The sequence below is a fragment of the Paenibacillus sp. lzh-N1 genome (genome assembly GCF_002872435.1).
In the GTDB taxonomy this organism is placed as follows: Bacteria; Bacillota; Bacilli; order Paenibacillales; family Paenibacillaceae; genus Paenibacillus; species Paenibacillus polymyxa_C.
The window spans coordinates 658,074-677,050 of the sequence record NZ_CP025696.1 but is presented as its reverse complement, the minus strand read 5'-3'; the positions used below and the strand labels follow the sequence as shown (position 1 = coordinate 677,050).

Annotated in this window: 4 protein-coding genes; all 4 read left to right on the top strand. The window is 42.1% G+C overall.

Annotation, left to right across the window (positions count from 1 at the left end; translation table 11 throughout):
- The first annotated feature begins 97 nt into the window (after window positions 1-97).
- The 4 genes from C0638_RS25520 to C0638_RS03020 all read left to right on the top strand — a co-directional run bounded on the left by C0638_RS25520 (window position 98) and on the right by C0638_RS03020 (window position 18,966).
- Window positions 98-733, top strand: a complete 636-nt coding sequence (locus tag C0638_RS25520; protein WP_233902279.1) for a WXG100 family type VII secretion target — start codon at window positions 98-100, stop codon at window positions 731-733.
- A gap of 140 nt (window positions 734-873) precedes the next feature.
- Window positions 874-1,116: a hypothetical protein gene (locus C0638_RS25515; RefSeq protein ID WP_233902278.1), complete on the top strand. Its 243-nt coding sequence runs from the start codon at window positions 874-876 to the stop codon at window positions 1,114-1,116.
- A gap of 802 nt (window positions 1,117-1,918) precedes the next feature.
- The gene (gene fabD / locus C0638_RS03025; RefSeq protein ID WP_233902277.1) at window positions 1,919-3,145 is read left to right on the top strand and encodes an ACP S-malonyltransferase; all 1,227 of its coding nucleotides are present in this window, start codon (window positions 1,919-1,921) and stop codon (window positions 3,143-3,145) included.
- Between the two features lie 80 nt (window positions 3,146-3,225).
- Window positions 3,226-18,966: a non-ribosomal peptide synthetase gene (locus C0638_RS03020; RefSeq protein ID WP_102163331.1), complete on the top strand. Its 15,741-nt coding sequence runs from the start codon at window positions 3,226-3,228 to the stop codon at window positions 18,964-18,966.
- The last annotated feature ends 11 nt before the right edge of the window (window positions 18,967-18,977 follow it).

Here is an 18,977-nt window from a genome sequence, read left to right as displayed (position 1 = left end):
TCATGAATGTCCGACTTCTATAGCTTACAATATGAAATAAGGATTACTGTAAACTATAATGTCTATCTCCTATTTTCGAAGATGGGATGTGATCACCATGACAAAAATCCAAGTCACACCGGAGCAGCTGGATAACGTGGCCTCCCAATTTGCCAATGCCCACGGCATACTGTATAACCAGCTAAACGGTCTGGATAGCACAATGAACCACCTTCACAGCCAGTGGGATGGTATGGAGAGAAATCGTTTTTATAATGACTATCGTACAGCTAAATATACGCTTTCTTCTATATTAAATAAGGTTCAATCCATTGAAATTGAGCTAAAAAGCATTGCTTTGAAGTTTAGAAATGCGGATGGTGGGAGCACACGTGGCTTCTGGTCAGCCTTGGCAGCAGCGATGAACGCCAGTGCAGCGCTGGCGGGCAGCGGAGAGGGTGGAAATCATACTGGAGATATCGTGGATTCACCCCAAAATATAGACGAGTGGGAGCAGGCAGACGCGGATAAATATCATCAATATGAGGAACTATTGAAAAACGCAGAGACCATCGGCGACAAGCAGGTCATGCAGAAGATCCACGACCAGATGAATGTCCTGCGGCTGCAATATGAGGACTCGGTTATCCGTACAGATTATAATACAGGAGCGCCCTCCAAGATCACATCCGATTCTCTTGTTGCCGTCACTGAACTGACAGGTAAAGACGGAAGTAAAACGGATATATCTTAGATAAAAAAGGAAATATTATAAGTTATGAGCAAAATACGGACAAATACGATTACTGGGTCCAAAAGCATACTCAATCAGCTGGAGAACACGCTCTAGGTAAAACGGCCCAGACCGTTACCGGTTATGGAATAGGTCTTATTTTGTCGCGCGGGACTGGCGTCAGTGGAGCAGGTTCGAGCGCAGCCTCCGGCTGGGGAGAACACGTTGTCGGCATTGGTGGCGGCATGATCAGTGACAAGGTGCTATTCTCTGTCCCCGATGAGGGAGAAACCCGTACCATGATCTACCGAACAAATAAAGAAACTGGGCATGTGGAGAACATGATCATCGTCACCAAAGGTGAAAATGAAATGAAGTATCGCTATTGGGAGGATTATAACTAGAACTTGAGTGGAAAATGATCTTAGTAAAGCGAATAGCAATATCTATCACATCTACAGACTTTTTAAAGACTAAGCGAGCGGCAGTGTAAGACTGCAAAACTCACCAGTTGGTAAAATCTGTAGATTTTTTAGTGCGCATATTTCTAAAATTATATTTGAGTTATTTAATTGTTACATCGTAATTATGATTTAAGTTGCAACTTTATGGAATAAAGGACATCTGACTCATGTCGTGTCTTTAATTTATTTTTTCAAATGTAGAGTAATCTGAGCTTAAGAGCAAGCTTCAAAAAAAGATTGTATTTTTCATAATTTGGATAAATGCAAAAATATAATAAGAATGTATTTATATCAATCTTTTAAAAATATTTAACAATTGCATAATTTAATTTTATTTATTTTTATGTAGTGAAAATAATGAAAAGAGCTATTCTTTCAGGAAAACGACTTTATGTAATGACAATCAACAAAATTCTACATTTTACGACCTTTTATTTACAAAAATGTAACATTTGGAGGTTGACTTATTCATTGACTTTGTTGAAATAAATCGTTATTTTAATTCGTAAAAGGAGTAGAACATGGGTTGGAATAACGATTTATAAATTATTAATACAAGCTGATTAAATGCTAGTACACGGTGATTACATATGATTTAATTTGTTTTAAAATAATTCCTTTTTTCATTAATTATGTCGATCATGAATTTCTGCTTTAATACTATAAAGGTTATAACTTGCAACAGAAGTTAAATTTAAAAAGTACACATATTCAGGAAGCTCACTGGAGAAGAGGTTTTCAGATGAATGGTTTTCAGATGAATAAAGTATCTTTTATTTTTCCTGGGCAGGGTTCGCAATATGTAGGAATGAGTAAAGAACTATGGGATAATTTTAATGTGGTAAAGCGTTTATTCGAAGAAGCGGATGATATTTTAGGTGTAAAACTCTCAAAACTTTGTTTTGAGGGAGATTCCCAAGAGCTTCTTCAGACCATGAATGCCCAGCCAGCCTTACTTACTGCCAGCCTTGCTGCATATTATGCTAGCAGAGAAATACTGGAACTGGAACCTCAACTGTTAGCCGGGCATAGTTTAGGAGAATATTCAGCATTGGTGTGCAGCGGTTTTTTCTCTTTTCAAGATGGACTTCAAATCGTGAGAAAACGAGGAATGCTCATGCAGCAGACTACAGCTAACGGGGTAGGGACTATGGTTGCTGTTGCGAATGTTTCTGCTTCTATTCTAGAGAGCTTATGTCAAGAAATTTCTACGGATCGTGATGTTATATCTATTGCATGTCACAATTCGGACAATCAGTACGTGCTATCGGGACATACAGAACCTATGGCTCGAATAGTGGAGCAAATCAAATGTCTGGAACAAAGTAAGGTTAACTATTTAACAGTAAGCGGGCCTTTTCACAGTACTCTGATGAAGCCTGCAGCAGATAAGCTTGCCGTAGAACTAAAGAAATTCCCGCTACGCAAGGGAAGGTGGCCGGTTGTTTCCAATGTAACAGCCTTACCACATGATGAATTCTCGATTTATGAATTGCTGTACAAGCAAATGATAAGCCCCGTACGCTGGACAGATACGATGGATTATTTATATCAGAACGGTATTACCGTTGCGTTAGAATTAGGTCCGAGAAAAGTACTTGGACAGCTGATGAAAGAAAGATATCCGAGTATCTCCACTTTTTCTGTTAATACCAGTTCTTCTTTAAAAGAAGTGGACAAATGGCTAAGTAAGCAGCAAACTACACGCAAAGTTACACTTGAGCGTCTGGAGGAAGGCTTTGCAGCAGCGCTTATTGCACAAAATCGAAATGGGGATTACAAACAACATATGGAGGGGGTTGTTTACCCTAGTCAGCAGATTCGAAATCGGATCAATCAACTTCAAAGTCATAAAAATGACACCGTTTATAATGCGGTTAATACAGAGGTGTTAGAGCTAATTCGTACTATTCTCACTACCAAGCAAGTGCCCGATCAAGAACAACAGACGATTCTTAATATGTTCTGAATAAGATCCATCAATGATGTTGGAGATTGTAAATTTATTAACTGGAAGCTAATAAATCTTACGATATACGGGGGAATAGCATGTATACAAATAGGTTCAAAACACTGCTTGATGTTATTACAGAACGGGGAAAGTGTGATCATAAATTTATTACTTTTATTGAATCGGATCAAAATGAAACAACACTTACTTATAAAGATTTATATTGGGAAGCTCTAGCATTTCTGGGGAATCTTCAGGATGCAGGAGTTAAGCAGGGACAAGAAATTGTATTTCAAATAGAAAATAATCGCCATTTTGTAAAAGCGTTTTGGGCTTGCATTCTTGGTGGCATGATTCCGGTACCTGTCAGCATCGGTAACAATGATGAGCATAGAATGAAACTTTTTAAAATTTGGGATGTTCTTAACGATCCTTTTTTAATCATCGAGCCCAAAATATTAAAAGACCTTGAGAAATATACATTGAAAAGCAACCAAGATGACCTATTCGAAAACATTCGCCATCGTCATCAATTACTTCTTCAAGACCATGAACAACCCAAGCAATCCTTTGCAAAGATACACACCCCTCAATTGGAGGATATAGCATTTATTCAGTTTTCCTCCGGTTCCACAGGTGATCCTAAGGGAGTCATCCTTACACATCATAATCTCATTCATAACACAAGTGGAATTATAAATAGGACAGTCGTCACAGAGCAAGATTCGTTCTTGCAGTGGATGCCTCTAACCCATGATATGGGTTTAATTTACAATCATATTACCCCATTAGTTGCTGGAGTGAATCAGTATATTATGCCAACTTCGCTGTTCATTCGTCAGCCAGTACTTTGGATAAAAAAAGCTAGTGAACATCAAGTAAGCATTATTTCATCGCCAAACTTCGGATATAAGTATTTCATGCAATTTTTCAAACCTGAAAAAGTGAAGAACTGGAACCTGTCCAAGATCCGCGCCATCATCAATGGTGCCGAACCTATCTCTCCTGAATTATGTGATGCATTCCTTGATACATTAGCTCCTTTTGGATTAAAAAGAACGAGCATGCGAACATCATATGGTTTAGCAGAAGCATCGGTTGGAGTCGCTATCCCGCCCATCAATACTGAATATATAACCGTTTATGTTGATCGTAAGCACTTAAATATTGGAGAGTCCGTCTTAGAGGTAGACAAGACTTTTCATAATGCTCTGCCATTTGTTGTGGTCGGTCAGTCGTTAGATTATTGTGAAATCAGAATATGCGATGATGAGGATGCAGAAGTCGCGGATCGCGTTATTGGGCACATACAAATCAAAGGTGAAAATGTTACAAAAGGATACTATAACAACGAAGATTCGACATCCAAACTTTTGACGTTAGATGGATGGGTGAGAACTGGCGATCTGGGGTTCTTCCGTGAAGGTCAATTAGTCGTCACAGGGAGAGCAAAGGATATCATATTTGTAAATGGACAGAACGTTTACCCTCATGACATCGAGCGTATCGCTGAGGAAGTAGAAGGAGTCGAACTTAATCGTGTGGCGGCGTGTGGAGTTCGTGTAAATGGGATGGAATCAGAGGAAATTGTGGTATTTGTCGTATCCAAAAAGACGATAGAAAAATTTTCTCCAATTGCATCTCAATTAAAAAAACATTTGTATCGTCATGGAGGATGGGCGGTTCACGATATTATACCTATTAAGCAAATGCCCAAAACGACCAGTGGGAAGTTACAGAGGTATAAGCTTGCGGCTCAGTATGAAGCGGGACATTATCAGGAGACTTCGATAGTTTTAAAAGGGATCATGGAGCAAGAAAACAAAAATCAAAAATTGCCTACACTTTCGTTTGAGATCGAAAAAGTACTTCACGATATTTGCTGCAAGGTATTAATTAGGGAAGAGGTTGATACGAGAGATAGCTATTTTGATTTAGGAGCCAATTCCCTACAACTGGTTCAGATTACAGACAAAATTGAAAATCAGCTGGGGATTAAGCTTGCAGTTACCGATTTGTTTGATCACCCCTCAATAGCTCACTTGGCAGAATTTTTGGCGAGCCCTGCCGATTCTGAACAACAGCATATTCCTACAGATGATACGGATCACAACCATAGCAAGGACGTGGCTATTATTGGGCTTTCTTTGGACTTACCTGGTTCTTCATCTGTGTCACAGTATTGGGATCATATTGTTCAGGGCGATGACTGTATCGGGAACTTAAGCTCTCAACGTAAGCAAGACGCTATCGATTATTTATCAGTTGTGGATCAAAGGAAGGGAGAAGAAGAGTTTATAGAAGGCGGCTTCCTAGAAGAAATTGATAAATTTGATTATGCGTTCTTCAAGCTGAGTCCTGTGGAAGCAAGCTATATGGACCCAAATCAGAGATTATTCCTTCAGACCGCATGGCATGCACTTGAGGATGGGGGCTATGCAGGGGATCGGATTCATGGACAAAAGGTAGGAGTTTACGTCGGCTTCTCAAAAGTGGGCTACGATTATGAGCGGATGCTCTCTAAAGGAGAACCGGACAAATTTCACCAGTATATTGTTGGAAATTTGCCGTCAGTGCTGGCAAGTCGGATTTCGTACTTTCTTAATTTAAAAGGTCCAGCAGTAACAGTAGATACGGCGTGCTCCTCTTCACTTGTCGCGATTCATATGGCTTGTAAGGCGTTAGCGACGGGGGATTGCAAGATGGCGATCGCTGGAGGAATCCGAACGATGCTATTGCCAGTGAAGCTGGGACTAGATATGGAATCGCCAAATTACAGAGCTCGTACCTTTGATGCAGAGGCGGATGGAACAGGTGTGGGAGAAGGGGTTGCAGCGGTCCTGTTGAAGCCTCTCGATCAAGCATTGCAAGACGGAGATCGTATTTATGCTGTGATTAAAGGAAGTGCGGTGAATCAGGATGGTACAACGGTAGGTATTACTGCACCTAGTCCTTCCGCACAGACAGAAGTGGTAGAGGCCGCTTGGAATGATGCGGCTATTCACCCGGAAACTCTATCATTTATCGAAGCTCATGGAACGGGAACTAAACTGGGGGACCCTATTGAGATCGCGGGATTGACACAAGCCTTTGAAAAATATACGGATAAAAAACAATTTTGTGCAATCGGTTCTGTTAAACCCAATATTGGTCACTTATTTGAAGCAGCAGGAATATCCAGTCTTATTAAAGCAGTTCTGATGCTGCAAACGAGGAAGAATCCTCCGTTGGTTCATTTTAAGAGGCCTAGTTCCCGTATTAATTTTGAATTGTCGCCGTTTTATTTAACGACAGAAGTAGCGGATTTAAGTTCAAATGATGCCCCACTTCGCTGCGGAGTAAGTTCTTTTGGTTTCAGTGGAACAAATGCTCATGTTGTTATGGAAGAGTTTATAGAAACGCGAACAGATGATGATTCTGTAAACACGCCGGATGGTGTTCATCTTTTTACGGTTTCTGCAAAAAATGAGCGAAGTCTGCATCATTTGGTTGAGGAATATGTGGACTATTTACGCCAAAATCCAGCGGTTTCCTTGGAGCAGATGTGCTATACCACACATATCGGTAGAGCTCATATGGAACATAAATTAGCAGTTATTACTTCCAGTCCAGAGGATTTATTACACAAGTTGAAGCGATGGACTTCCGGGAACAAACAAGAGAATGCACCTGATATGTATATAGGTTCTCATAAACAGAGCGTTGATCATAAACGGAAAAAAGATGATACGGTAGGTCGATTGATTACAGCCATTAGAGCAAGTGCACATACAGATATTCACGCTCTACGCCAATTGGGTGAACTGTACGTCAAAGGTATGGCTATTCCGTGGCAAGCGCTTTATGCGGATGATATCAAAATAATCCAGTCGCTGCCTTTGTACCCTTTTGAACGAAATCGTTGCTGGTTTACTCCAAAAGTAGTGCAGATAAGTAACGTAGGCAGGGAGGAGAAAAGTATGGAGTCCGCGTATCCAAAAGAACTGCAAGCTACAGATCAGCTAGACTACACAGCGAAGATTTCCAAAGTATTAAAAGATGTAATCAGTAAAGTTTCCGGTTTTACGGTGGAACAACTGGATGAACAGATGCATTTTCTCGAAATGGGCTTGGATTCAATTATGCTAGTTCAAGTTCAAAAAGAAATTAGAGAACAATTTAATGTGGATGTTCCCATGAACCACTTCTTTGAAAGTGTTACAAACCTGGATCGTCTAACAACGTTTATTTCAGATTTGACATATACCACCCAATCGGTAGCGGCTGCTGATGCTCTAAGTACGGTCGATGATCGGACAGAAGTCAATCCAGAAAATACGGTTGCTGCAAAGTCTTCGTCCGAGTTTGGTGGCCTGGAAAAGTTACTCTCTCAACAAATTGAATTACTGAACAACCAACAGCTTGGACTTACTCAAGTGTTGACCAAACAACTAGAGATGCTTAGTGGCGGTCAAGGGGGAACTATTCAGGCTGCACCGTTAACAACAAACAAAGACACAGCCAGTGTTCAGCCTACAACTCTGCATGCTGTGGCAACTGACGTGCCTATCACTTCTACAATTAAAGTGAATACAACTACTGAATCCAAACCCTTTGTACCCTATCAACCTCTACTGATCGGTGAGGAAAGTGGATACAGTGCGCGGCAAAATGATTTCTTACAGCGTTTTATTAAACGATATACTCAACGAACCCTCGGGTCCAAGAAATACACACAGGAAAGTCGATTGGTTCATGCTAATAATCGTCATGTGTCTGGGTTCCGGTCCTATTGGAAAGAAATCGTATATCCTATCATTTCAGAGAGCGCTTCGGGTTCAAGGATATGGGATGTAGATGGGAATGAGTACATTGATCTAACTATGGGCTTCGGGGTTCATTTACTGGGTCATAACCCAGCTTGGCTAACCGATACTTTGCGGAGCAATGTGCACGACCGTACGCCTTCGATCGGCCCTATGTCAAATACAGCAGGTGAGGTTGCTGCCTTGATTAGCGAGCTGACAGGTGTGGAGCGGGTTGCCTTTTATAATTCGGGGTCAGAAGCTGTTATGGTCGCTTTACGTTTGGCTAGAGCGGCTACAGGACGCTCCAAAATAGTGCTGTTTGCTGGTTCTTACCATGGAACGTTCGATGGTGTACTGGCTGTGTCCGATCCGAACTCAAGCGGGGGAGAGGCGTTACCCATGGCACCGGGAATTCCTTCGAGTATGATGGAGGATGTTATTGTACTCCCTTATAATCACCCGGATTCTATAAAAGCTATCAAACATTATGCACATGAACTTGCTGCCGTATTGGTGGAGCCTGTACAGAGTCGCAGACCGGATTTGCAACCAAAGGAGTTCTTGAAGCAAATTCGCGAGATAACAGCAAATTCGGGAACGGCACTTATTTTTGATGAAGTAATTACAGGATTTAGAATTCATCCAGGAGGTGCTCAGGCCTGGTTTGGAATTAAAGCTGATCTAGTTACTTACGGAAAAGTGGCGGGTGGAGGTATGCCTGTTGGCATTGTCGCCGGAAGCCCAGAGTTTATGGACACTGTAGATGGAGGTGTGTGGTCGTTCGGAGACGACTCCTATCCGGAAAATACGAATATTAAAACATTCGTAGGCGGTACTTTCTGCACACATCCGCTGACCATGCACACGGCTCTAGCGACTTTGAAATATTTGAAGTCTGAAGGGCCGAATCTTCAGGAACAACTGAACCGAAGAACCAACGAATGGGTAGCAGAGCTGAATACTTATTTTAAACAAAATAGTGTACCTATCCACATGGTGAACTATGGCTCACTATTCCGGTTTGTTTCGTTTGGCGACATTGAGCTCTTTTTCCATCTGCTGATTGACAAGGGAATTTACATTTGGGAAGGTCGCAATTGCTTTTTATCGACTGCTCATACAGATGGGGACCTTCAACTAATTACACAGGCTGTAAAGGAAAGCGTGGAGGAATTGAGAAAAGGGGGATTCTTACCTGACAATACGCCATCACCGGATGAAAATGGAAATCGAAAAAATAATGTGGTTCCCATCGAATCCTCATCGTTCCCTTTAACAAAGGAGCAGCAGCAAATTTGGTTTGCAACGCAATCCAGAAGTGATTCATCCACTGCATTCAATGAAATAGCAGCCTTGCGGATGCAGGGTCAACTGAAGCTTGATACTGTAAAACGTTCAGTTCAAGCAATTGTGAACCGGCATGATTCGCTACGGACGGTTATTGACCTCGATGGCGAAGAACAGCATGTTCTTGACAACGTGAATGTGGTCATCTCACTGAGTGATTTCTCAGGATCTCCTCCATCAGAGCACGAAGAAAAGGTCAAGCAATGGTTTGAGGAAGAGGGAAAAAGAGCGTTTGATTTGACGTCTAAAGATCCGCTGTTCCGAACTCACATTTTACGGTTACAACCGGAAGAACATATTGTGGTGTTCACATTTCATCACATTGTTGCTGATGGTTGGTCGATGGCAGTGTTTATCCGTGAATGGGAGCAAGCCTACACTTCTTTCTGCAAAGGTGAAAATATAGTCACGTTGCCTGTACCGCCAAAATTCAGAGAATTTCAAGCTTGGCAACAGTTGGAGCTAGAACATGCAGGAGTGAGTGAGGCAGTTTCTTACTGGGCACGGACATTGGATTCCGTCCCTGTCGCCATGGACATTCCGTCTGAGGACGGTGGCATGAAGAAAGCATCGTATAGAGGAAGAAGAATAAATATTCGGGCAGACAGTACGCTGGCGAGAAAGTTGAAAAAGCTTAGCATTAAAGCGGGTAACAGCTTGTTTGTTACACTGCTGAGTGCATATAAGGTGTTTCTGCACCGCTTAACTGGAAACACAACGATAGTAGTAGGGATTCCTACCTCTGGACAGTCTAGAATGGAACAAATTAATTTGATCGGTAACTGTGTTAACATGCTGCCGATTGTGAGCCATATTACCAGTAAAGATTCTTTATTTAAGTATATGGCACAAGTTAAGCAAGTCATGCAGGAGGTCGAACCGCTTCAAAGCTACTCTTTTGCTGATCTGATTGAGCGTATTGAGAACATACGGATACCTGAGATGAATGTCATCTTCAATATGGATCGACCAATGCAGAATTTTCATTTTCATGGACTGGACGTCGAATTGATACCGACGCCGATCCTGTACTCCAAATATGACATGTTTCTCAATGTGATGGAGGTCGAGGGAGAGCTTTGGTTTGATTTTGATATTAAAGCCAGCTTGGCCGCACCGGAAACAATGCAGATTTGGGCAGAGTATTTTTTACACATCCTGAATACGATTGCTGATGGGCAGGAACGGGATTTTGTAGATATCTCCCTCTTAAATCAGGATGAACTGAAATATGGGGTTAAAAACTACAGGGACTATGTGGAACTCGAATCCAGCGGCATCACGGACAACGATTCACCAAGAGCCATCTATTTACTGGATCATTATCTGCAACCTGCGCCTGTGGGGACGATCGGGGAACTGCATGTAGTACAGGAAAACGAATCTCCTTCCGAAAATTCAGTGTATTTACCGACAGGAATCCTGGCTTTGCGAACCGCAAACGGTGAATTGCGACTGTTGGGACCTGTTCAGAAGCGAGCCTATATAAAAGGACATGCGATATATACTGAACAGCTTGAACGATTTATTACCTCTATTCCACAAATTAGCGAGTGCCAAGTGATAGTTCAGAGTACAGAGGACAGAGCAGACACCCATTTGGTTGCATATGTTACGAGTATTAATGATGGAATAGAGGAAATCCTACGCAAGCAATTGCGAAATCATTTGCAAGACCAATGGGTACCTCAACAGATCATTCAGCTTGAAAACATGCCCTTAAATTCGCAGGGATATGTAGATTTGTCGCAACTTTCTACTATGAAACAAGCTGTTAGCAAAGAACCTGTTGAGGCAGTTAGTAGCACGGAGAGAAAAGTAGGGGAAATTTGGGAAACGGTGCTGGGATTGAATCGTGTTAGATCTGATGACAATTTCTTTGATCTAGGAGGAGATTCGTTGAAGGCGACTCTCTTGCTTGCCCGAGTTCATCAAGAGTTTGGCAAACGAATCCCCTTGAATGTACTTTTTCATTCACCGACAGTTTCGGCCTTGACCAAGGTGATCGAAGGAGCCAAACAAGGTACAGCCGTTTCTATTAAAAAGCTCGAAGAATGTACGCATTATGCAGTATCCGATGCCCAAAGACGTATGTTTGTCTTGCAGGATATGGGGATAGGTACAGCTTACAATATTACGGGCCAGGTGCGTATTGATGGGGATCTAGACATCCCCCGTCTTCAGAAGGCTTGCCTGGATTTGATTCGGCGTCATGAATCATTTCGTACTTCTTTTAATATCGTGGATGGCGAAATTGTACAAGTCATTCATGATGAGCCGGCTTTTGAAATCAAAGTCACAGAAATATTGGAGAAAGATGCAGACGAGATGAGTCGCTTGTTTGTCCGTCCGTTTGACCTGCACCAATGGCCACTCTTCAGAGCAGAATTGTTTCGCTTTGAAGCTAATAAACATATGTTGGTCATGGATATGCATCACAGTATTGCAGATGGGCTTTCGTTATCCATTTTCCTTAATGAACTCGTACAGCTGTATCGGAGTGAAATGTTAGCTCCGATCCAAATTCAATATAAAGATTTTGTTGCATGGCAGAAGGAACAATATACCAGCAATCGTTTGTTTGAACAGGAACATTATTGGAAAAATGTTTTGAACGGAGAATTACCTGTACTGGCAATGCCTACGGACTTCCCTAGACCATTACATCAAAGCTACGAAGGGGCTGTATTATCGTATAACATCACTTCAGCAATGACAGAGGAATTAAAGAAACTTGCCAAAAATACGGGGACTACGGCCTTTATGATCCTGCTTGCGGCTTACAATATACTGCTCGCAAAGTATACGGGTCAGGAAGATATTATTGTAGGAACAGCGGTGGCAGGACGCCAGCATCCGGACACGGAAACGATGATAGGAATGTTTGTTAACACGTTAGCTTTGCGGAACCGTCCGTCTCCTCAGCGGAGTTTTCATTCGTTTTTGCAAGAGGTCAAGGAAACGACTCTGCGAGCTATGGATTATCAAGACTATCCTTTTGAAGCGTTGATTGAGAGACTGGATATCCGCCGTGACCAAGGACGCAATCCTTTGTTTGATACGATGTTTGTCATGCAGAATTTTGAAATGAGTTCTCTTGAAGCCAATGGAGTAAAATTTCATCCAAGTGAATTCAATCCAGGGATTTCCCAATTTGATTTGGTACTAAGTGCTGACGAATGGCAGGAGGGTCTAGCCTTACGCTTCAATTATTGTACCCAATTGTTCCGATCAGAAACGATTGATCGCCTTGCTAGCCTCTATATACAAATATTACGCTCCATTTTAGAACAACCTTGGAGCGAGATTGGGAAGTTGGAATGGTTACCTGAGGAAGAGAAGTTGCAGCTAATACACGGCTTTAACACTTTTGATCTGCCCTCTTCATCGATAGTGGAGAGACAAGAAACGTTGCACTTGCAATTCGAAGAGCAAGCTCTCAAAAGTCCGGATCATGTAGCTGTAGTTCATCAGGGACATGTGATTACTTATAAAGAGCTGAACGAGAAATCAAATCAGCTGGCGAGGGCATTAATGAAGCGGGGAGTAGGGGCAGAAACTGTAGTCGGCTTAATGGCGGCCCGTTCATTAGATTTGGCCGTTGGTATGTTGGCTATTTTAAAAGCCGGTGGCGCCTATCTTCCAATCGACAGTTCTTATCCAGAAGAACGAATTCACTTTATGCTTGAGGATAGCGGGGCTGCTCTCCTGTTGTTGAATGACTCATCTAATTACAATGCTACAACTTATGAAGGTTTAGTCCTAAATATGGACGATGATGAGTGGTATAAAACAGAAAGCAAGTTGTCTTCAAAGTGGGAATCGGATTCAAGTCATTTGGCATATGTGATCTATACATCGGGCTCAACGGGTACTCCTAAAGGAGTTTGTATTGAGCATCGAGCGATATTAAATACGTTGTCTTGGAGAATAAATGAATATGCACTAGAAGCAGCAGACCGTATCCTGCCAATGCTGTCTAGCTCATTTGATGCTTTTGTGGGTGCCTTTTTTACTCCGCTGTTGTCTGGAAGTACGGTAGTGCTACCTACAAATGAGGAACTGAGTGAATTATCGGCTCTGAAGGCCTTAATTTTATCAAGTCGTATTACACATCTCGTGTGTACTCCTTCCATGTACATGTCTATTATAGAGGGTCTGACTCCAGATGAAGCCAAGTCTCTCAAGGTTGTAACGTTAGGCGGTGAGAAAGCAACGAAACGGTTGATAGAAGCCAGCCAAGCCAAACATCCTGGCATTCAATTGTTCAATGAGTATGGTCCAACAGAAAATAGTGTAGTTACAACGATGTTACGAGATATGGGGCCTGAAGAAGTGGGGTGTATTGGAAAGCCGATTCCTAATACGGGCGTTCTCATTCTGGATCAATACTTGCAGTTGCGGCCAATAGGGCTTTCAGGAGAATTATGCGTTTGGGGTAAAGGAATTGCGCGAGAATATCGTAATCGTCCTGAGCTTACGGCGCAGAAATTTATCCCACACCCTTATTTGGACAATATGAAGCTCTACAGAACAGGAGATTTAGCGAGATGGTTACCTGACGGAACGCTAGAGTATCTTGGCCGCGCAGATCAACAAGTTAAAATCAGGGGCTACCGGATTGAGCCAGGTGAAATTGAAAGCACATTGTTGGCTCATAGAGCGGTAAAAGAGGCAGCAGTAGTGATTAAAGGAACAGATGACAATCCGTATTTATGCGCTTATGCCGTTTTGCGGGAATCGGTTACAGTAGATGTTTTGAAAGACTATCTGTCGTCAAGCCTGCCTCATTATATGGTACCAGCCCATGTATTCTTGTTGGATGCGATGCCGCTGACAGCAAACGGCAAAGTTAGTAAAAGTGCATTACCTGAACCAGGGGAGCATTCTAGCAAACACGTTGGGCCCAATAATGAAACGGAGCAGCTATTGATCGAAATGTGGCAGGATCTGCTGGAGATTTCTCCGATTGGTATACACGATCATTTTTTTGAAATAGGTGGGCACTCGATGAAAGCGACCCTGTTGACTGCGAAAATCAACGAGGTCTTTCATATCGAAATTTCAACTCAAGATATATTTGGGGCACCAACAATCGAAGCGCTCTCCAAGAAGATTCTTGCTGCCAAACCCACAGATTACCAACGAATTGAGGCAGTGACTGAGGGAGCTTATTATGAGGTTTCTCCAGCACAATCCAGATTGTTGGCCGTGCTACCGCTAGATGAGACGGGTGTGGCTTACAACATGTCGGCAGCATTGATGATCGAAGGTCATGTAGATCGAAGAAGAGTGGAGCGTACCTTTGAACAATTATTAGCCCGGCACGAAGCATTTCGGACCTCGTTCGGATACGTGGATGATAGAGCGGTGCAATTTGTACAACCAGAGGTAAGCTTTGAACTTGGCTTTGCCCGGGCTGCTGGTGATATTACGACAAAGGGCATAGATACATTGATCCATAATTTCATCCGTCCTTTTGATGTTGGTAAAGCCCCACTATTTCGGGCAGAGCTTCTTCAAATGGATCATGATAAATTTATGCTTCTTATTGATATGCACCATTTGATAGCTGACGGTACTTCTATCGACACTATTATTAACGAATGGAACAAGCTGTACAAGGGAGAAGAACTTCCCGCTTTACCGCTTCAATACAAAGATTACTCTGCTTGGCTCAGATCGAATACAGAAATTCATGCAAAGCAAGAACAGTATTGGCTTGATCAATATAAAGGAGAACTTCCCGTTCTAGATCTGCCTACAGACTATCAGCGGCCACAGTTGCAGAGTTTTGTTGGAGATATGGTGAAAGTCGAACTGTCCGAAAAGCTTATAGAACAGTTGAATCTCACGTGTATTCAAACAGATAGCACACTCTTTATGCTTCTATTTGCTGCCTATAATGTGCTGCTGGGGAAATATGCGGGACAGGAAGATATCGTAATCGGCATTCCAACATCTGGACGGACGCATGCAGATACCAATGGGATCGTAGGGTTATTCGTTAATACACTGGCTATTCGAAACCATCCGGCTAGTCATAAGAGCTTCAAAACCTTTTTGAACGAAGTAAAAGAAAACACGCTGCAAGCTCTGCAAAATCAATCGTATTCATTTGCCGAACTGGTTGATAAGCTGTCCATCAAGAGAGACCTGAGTCGAAATCCGTTGTTTGACACGATGTTCTCCTTTATGAATACGGATGCACAGCAGTGGCAAGCCGATAACCTTAATTTTGAGCTATATCCGTTTAAAACGGGGATTTCCAAATTCGATCTTGTACTGAATGCCGAACAAAAGGCTGGGAGAGTTCATCTGGAATTTGAGTACAGTACAAAACTGTATAAAAAAGAAACAATTGAGCTTCTCGTCGAGCATTACCTGAATGTATTGGAGGAAGTAGTCCAAAACGCTGATATGGCATTGACTGATATTAATCTTCTAAGCGCAACAGAAGCGGCTGCTATGGAGGAACGGTATAACAGCACTCATATAGCTTATCCACAGCCAAGACCCATACATCATTATATTGAGGAGCAGGCTGATAGAAGACCGGATGCTAAAGCTGTTATCTATCAAGATCAGGTGCTGACCTACAAGGAGTTAAATGATCAGGCAAACGCGATAGCAAGCAATTTGTTGGCTAAAGGAATTGGACTTGGAAGTTATGTGCCTATACTCATGGAACGGAGCCTGGAACTGGTAGTATCCATACTGGCTGTTATGAAAACAGGTGCTGCTTTTTCGCCTCTTGATACAGAGTGGCCTATTGACCGCTTACAGAGCGCCCTGCAGGATTTGGGAAGTTCTACCCTATTGGTCAATCCAAGTACACCTATCAGTTCAGAAATAAATGCAGAAGAGTATCTAGTTATAGACTGCTCTGTAGTCGAAAAGAGGAGTAACGCTATCAGTAATCCGGCAGTAGATGTAGATATGGAATCACCAATCTATGTAATCTTTACTTCGGGTTCAACTGGCAAACCCAAAGGAGTTATTGCTGCCCATAAAGGAATCACCAATCGTTTTCTATGGATGAACGACTATTTTGGAACATCGGCTGCACAAAGTGTTCTCCAGACGACTCATCATGTATACGACAGCGCGGTATGGCAATTGTTTTGGCCATTAATGAACGGCGGAACGACCGTGTTGCCAGAAACAGGCATGACCGTGGATGCTACGTACATGACGAATATCATTGAACAGGAGCGTATTTCTTTTACAGACTTCGTTCCATCCGTATTTAATGCTATTGTCAACCAGTTAGACCAAAATTCAACTCGAACCAAGCAATTGGATTCTCTTCAACAAGTTATTCTTGGTGGTGAAGAAATTACGCCATCGACGGTTCATACGTTTTTAACCATTTTTCCTCATGTTCAAATCACGAACCTGTATGGTCCAACGGAGGCAAGTATAGGCTGTGTTGCTTATCAAGTGACAGGAGATGAAGACAGAATTCCTATCGGAAAGCCAATTGCCAATACCAAGATTTATATATTGGACCCTGGACTAAAAAGGGTTCCCGTAGGAATCGCAGGAGAAATGTATATTGCAGGTACACCACTTGGGATTGGATATTTGAATGATCCGACTAAAACGAAGGCTAGCTTTATAGATAATCCTTATTCAATGCCTGGCTATGAAAAGCTCTATAAAACAGGAGATTTAGCTAAATACTTGCCTGACGGTAATATTGCATTCTTGGGTAGATCCGATTTTCAGGTCAAAATTCGCGGCTATAGGATTGAGCTTAGTGAAATTGAATATCATCTTTTAGGCATAGCTGATATTCAGGAAACTGTCGTAATGGTCAAAGAGAATAAGGGAAGTTCTTATTTATGCGCGTATGTGGTATCAGCTAATCCATTAGATACGGATCATATCAAAATGCAGTTGGCTAAGGAGCTTCCTGATTACATGATACCTTCGGTGTATGTTCCGCTTGACGTGATCCCCATTACACCTGGCGGAAAGATTAACCGTAAAGCATTACCTGAACCTGACTGGAGCGGTGCCTTAGAAGTGGAGTATGTGGAACCAACAGGTGAGACTGAAGTATTGCTGGCCCAAATATGGGAGGAAGTGCTTGCCGTAACAGGCGTGAGTGCAACTCACAACTTCTTTGATTTGGGAGGAGACTCTATTAAGGGTCTGCAAATCGTCTCGCGTTTGAACACACATGGCTACAAGCTAAGCATTAAAGAATTATTTTTGTACCCTCAGATTAGACAATTGAGCCCATTCGTTAAGGTGATCCGTCGGAAGATTAGTCAGGAAGCTATTGAGGGAGAGCTGCCTTTAACGCCAATACAGCAGCGATTCTTCCATCTACAGAAGATAAGTCCTCAGCATTTTAATCAGTCCGTCATGCTATTTTCTGAAGACGGTTTTGATGAGCAAGGGATTGTGGCTGCATTTGACTGCATCATTAAACAGCATGATGCCTTAAGAATGACATTCTGTCAGAGAGAAGATCGCATCGTTCAATACAATGAAGGGCTAAACAATCAACCACTATCCTTGACGATAAAATCACTGCCTGAAGGTCTACCAGCAGAAGCATGGATTGAGCAAGAAGCAACGGCTATTCAAAGTAGTTTCGATCTCACAACCGGCCCTTTAATGAAGCTGGGATTATTCCGGACTGTTGAGGGAGATCACCTGCTCATTGCGGTTCATCACCTGGTAGTTGATGGGGTTTCGTGGAGAATTATTTTACAAGATTTTACGTCCCTTTATCAGCAATATCAGCAGGGGGCAGCACTACTCTTGCCAGACAAAACAGATTCGTACCGCTCTTGGGCACAAGAAATAAGCCAATATGCAACAAGCGAGGAGCTGGCACAAGAACTGGAATACTGGACACAGCTGGAGCAAACCGAGTCTGGAACGTTACCTAAAGATAACTCCTATGAAACCAATATGTTGCGTGATAGCGAAAATGTAAGTGTCTCACTTGATAATGAGAACACTAGTAAATTATTAAAACAGGTGCACCAGGCCTACAATACTGAAATTAATGACATTTTGCTCACTGCTCTTGGATTAAGTATCAAAGAATGGACTCAGCAGTCTCGTGTGTTGATCTATCTTGAAGGGCATGGGCGAGAAGAAGTGTTTCAGGAAATGAACATTTCCAGAACCGTTGGTTGGTTCACAACAATGTATCCATTTTTACTGGAAGTGGACAATGCGCATGATCTTTCATATCAGATTAAGAACATCAAAGATAGCCTTAGAAGGATACCGAACAAGGGCTTTGGGTATGGGGTATTAAACTATGCTCAAGTGAATGAGTCTGGTGTGACTGCCTTTCAAGCCGCTCCTGAAATTGCCTTTAATTATATGGGGCGTTTTGATACGGAACTAGATACAGATGTATTTACACTTTCTAAATTTTCCTCAGGAGAAGAGGCTAGTCCCTTTACGGAAAGATCCGTAGCGTTAGATATCAACTGCATTATTAATGAGAATGAACAGTTAATTATTACATGCAACTATAACAAGCAAGAATACCAGCAACAAACCATTGAACGAATATTGTTTTTATTCCAAAAACATTTGACGAATCTAATTGACCATTGCTGCAGCAAACAAGTAACGGAACAAAGTCCAACTGATTTTCTCTATGACAAATTGTCAATCGATGAGTTTCAGAACCTGTCCCAACTTTTAAGTAACAAACTAAACTTGTAGCAAAGTGGTGA

Coding starts and splice junctions, on each gene's coding strand:
- C0638_RS25520 (WP_233902279.1), top strand. CDS start 98: ATGACAAAAATCCAAGTCACACCGGAGCAGCTGGATAACGTGGCCTCC.
- fabD (WP_233902277.1), top strand. CDS start 1,919: ATGAATGGTTTTCAGATGAATAAAGTATCTTTTATTTTTCCTGGGCAG.
- C0638_RS03020 (WP_102163331.1), top strand. CDS start 3,226: ATGTATACAAATAGGTTCAAAACACTGCTTGATGTTATTACAGAACGG.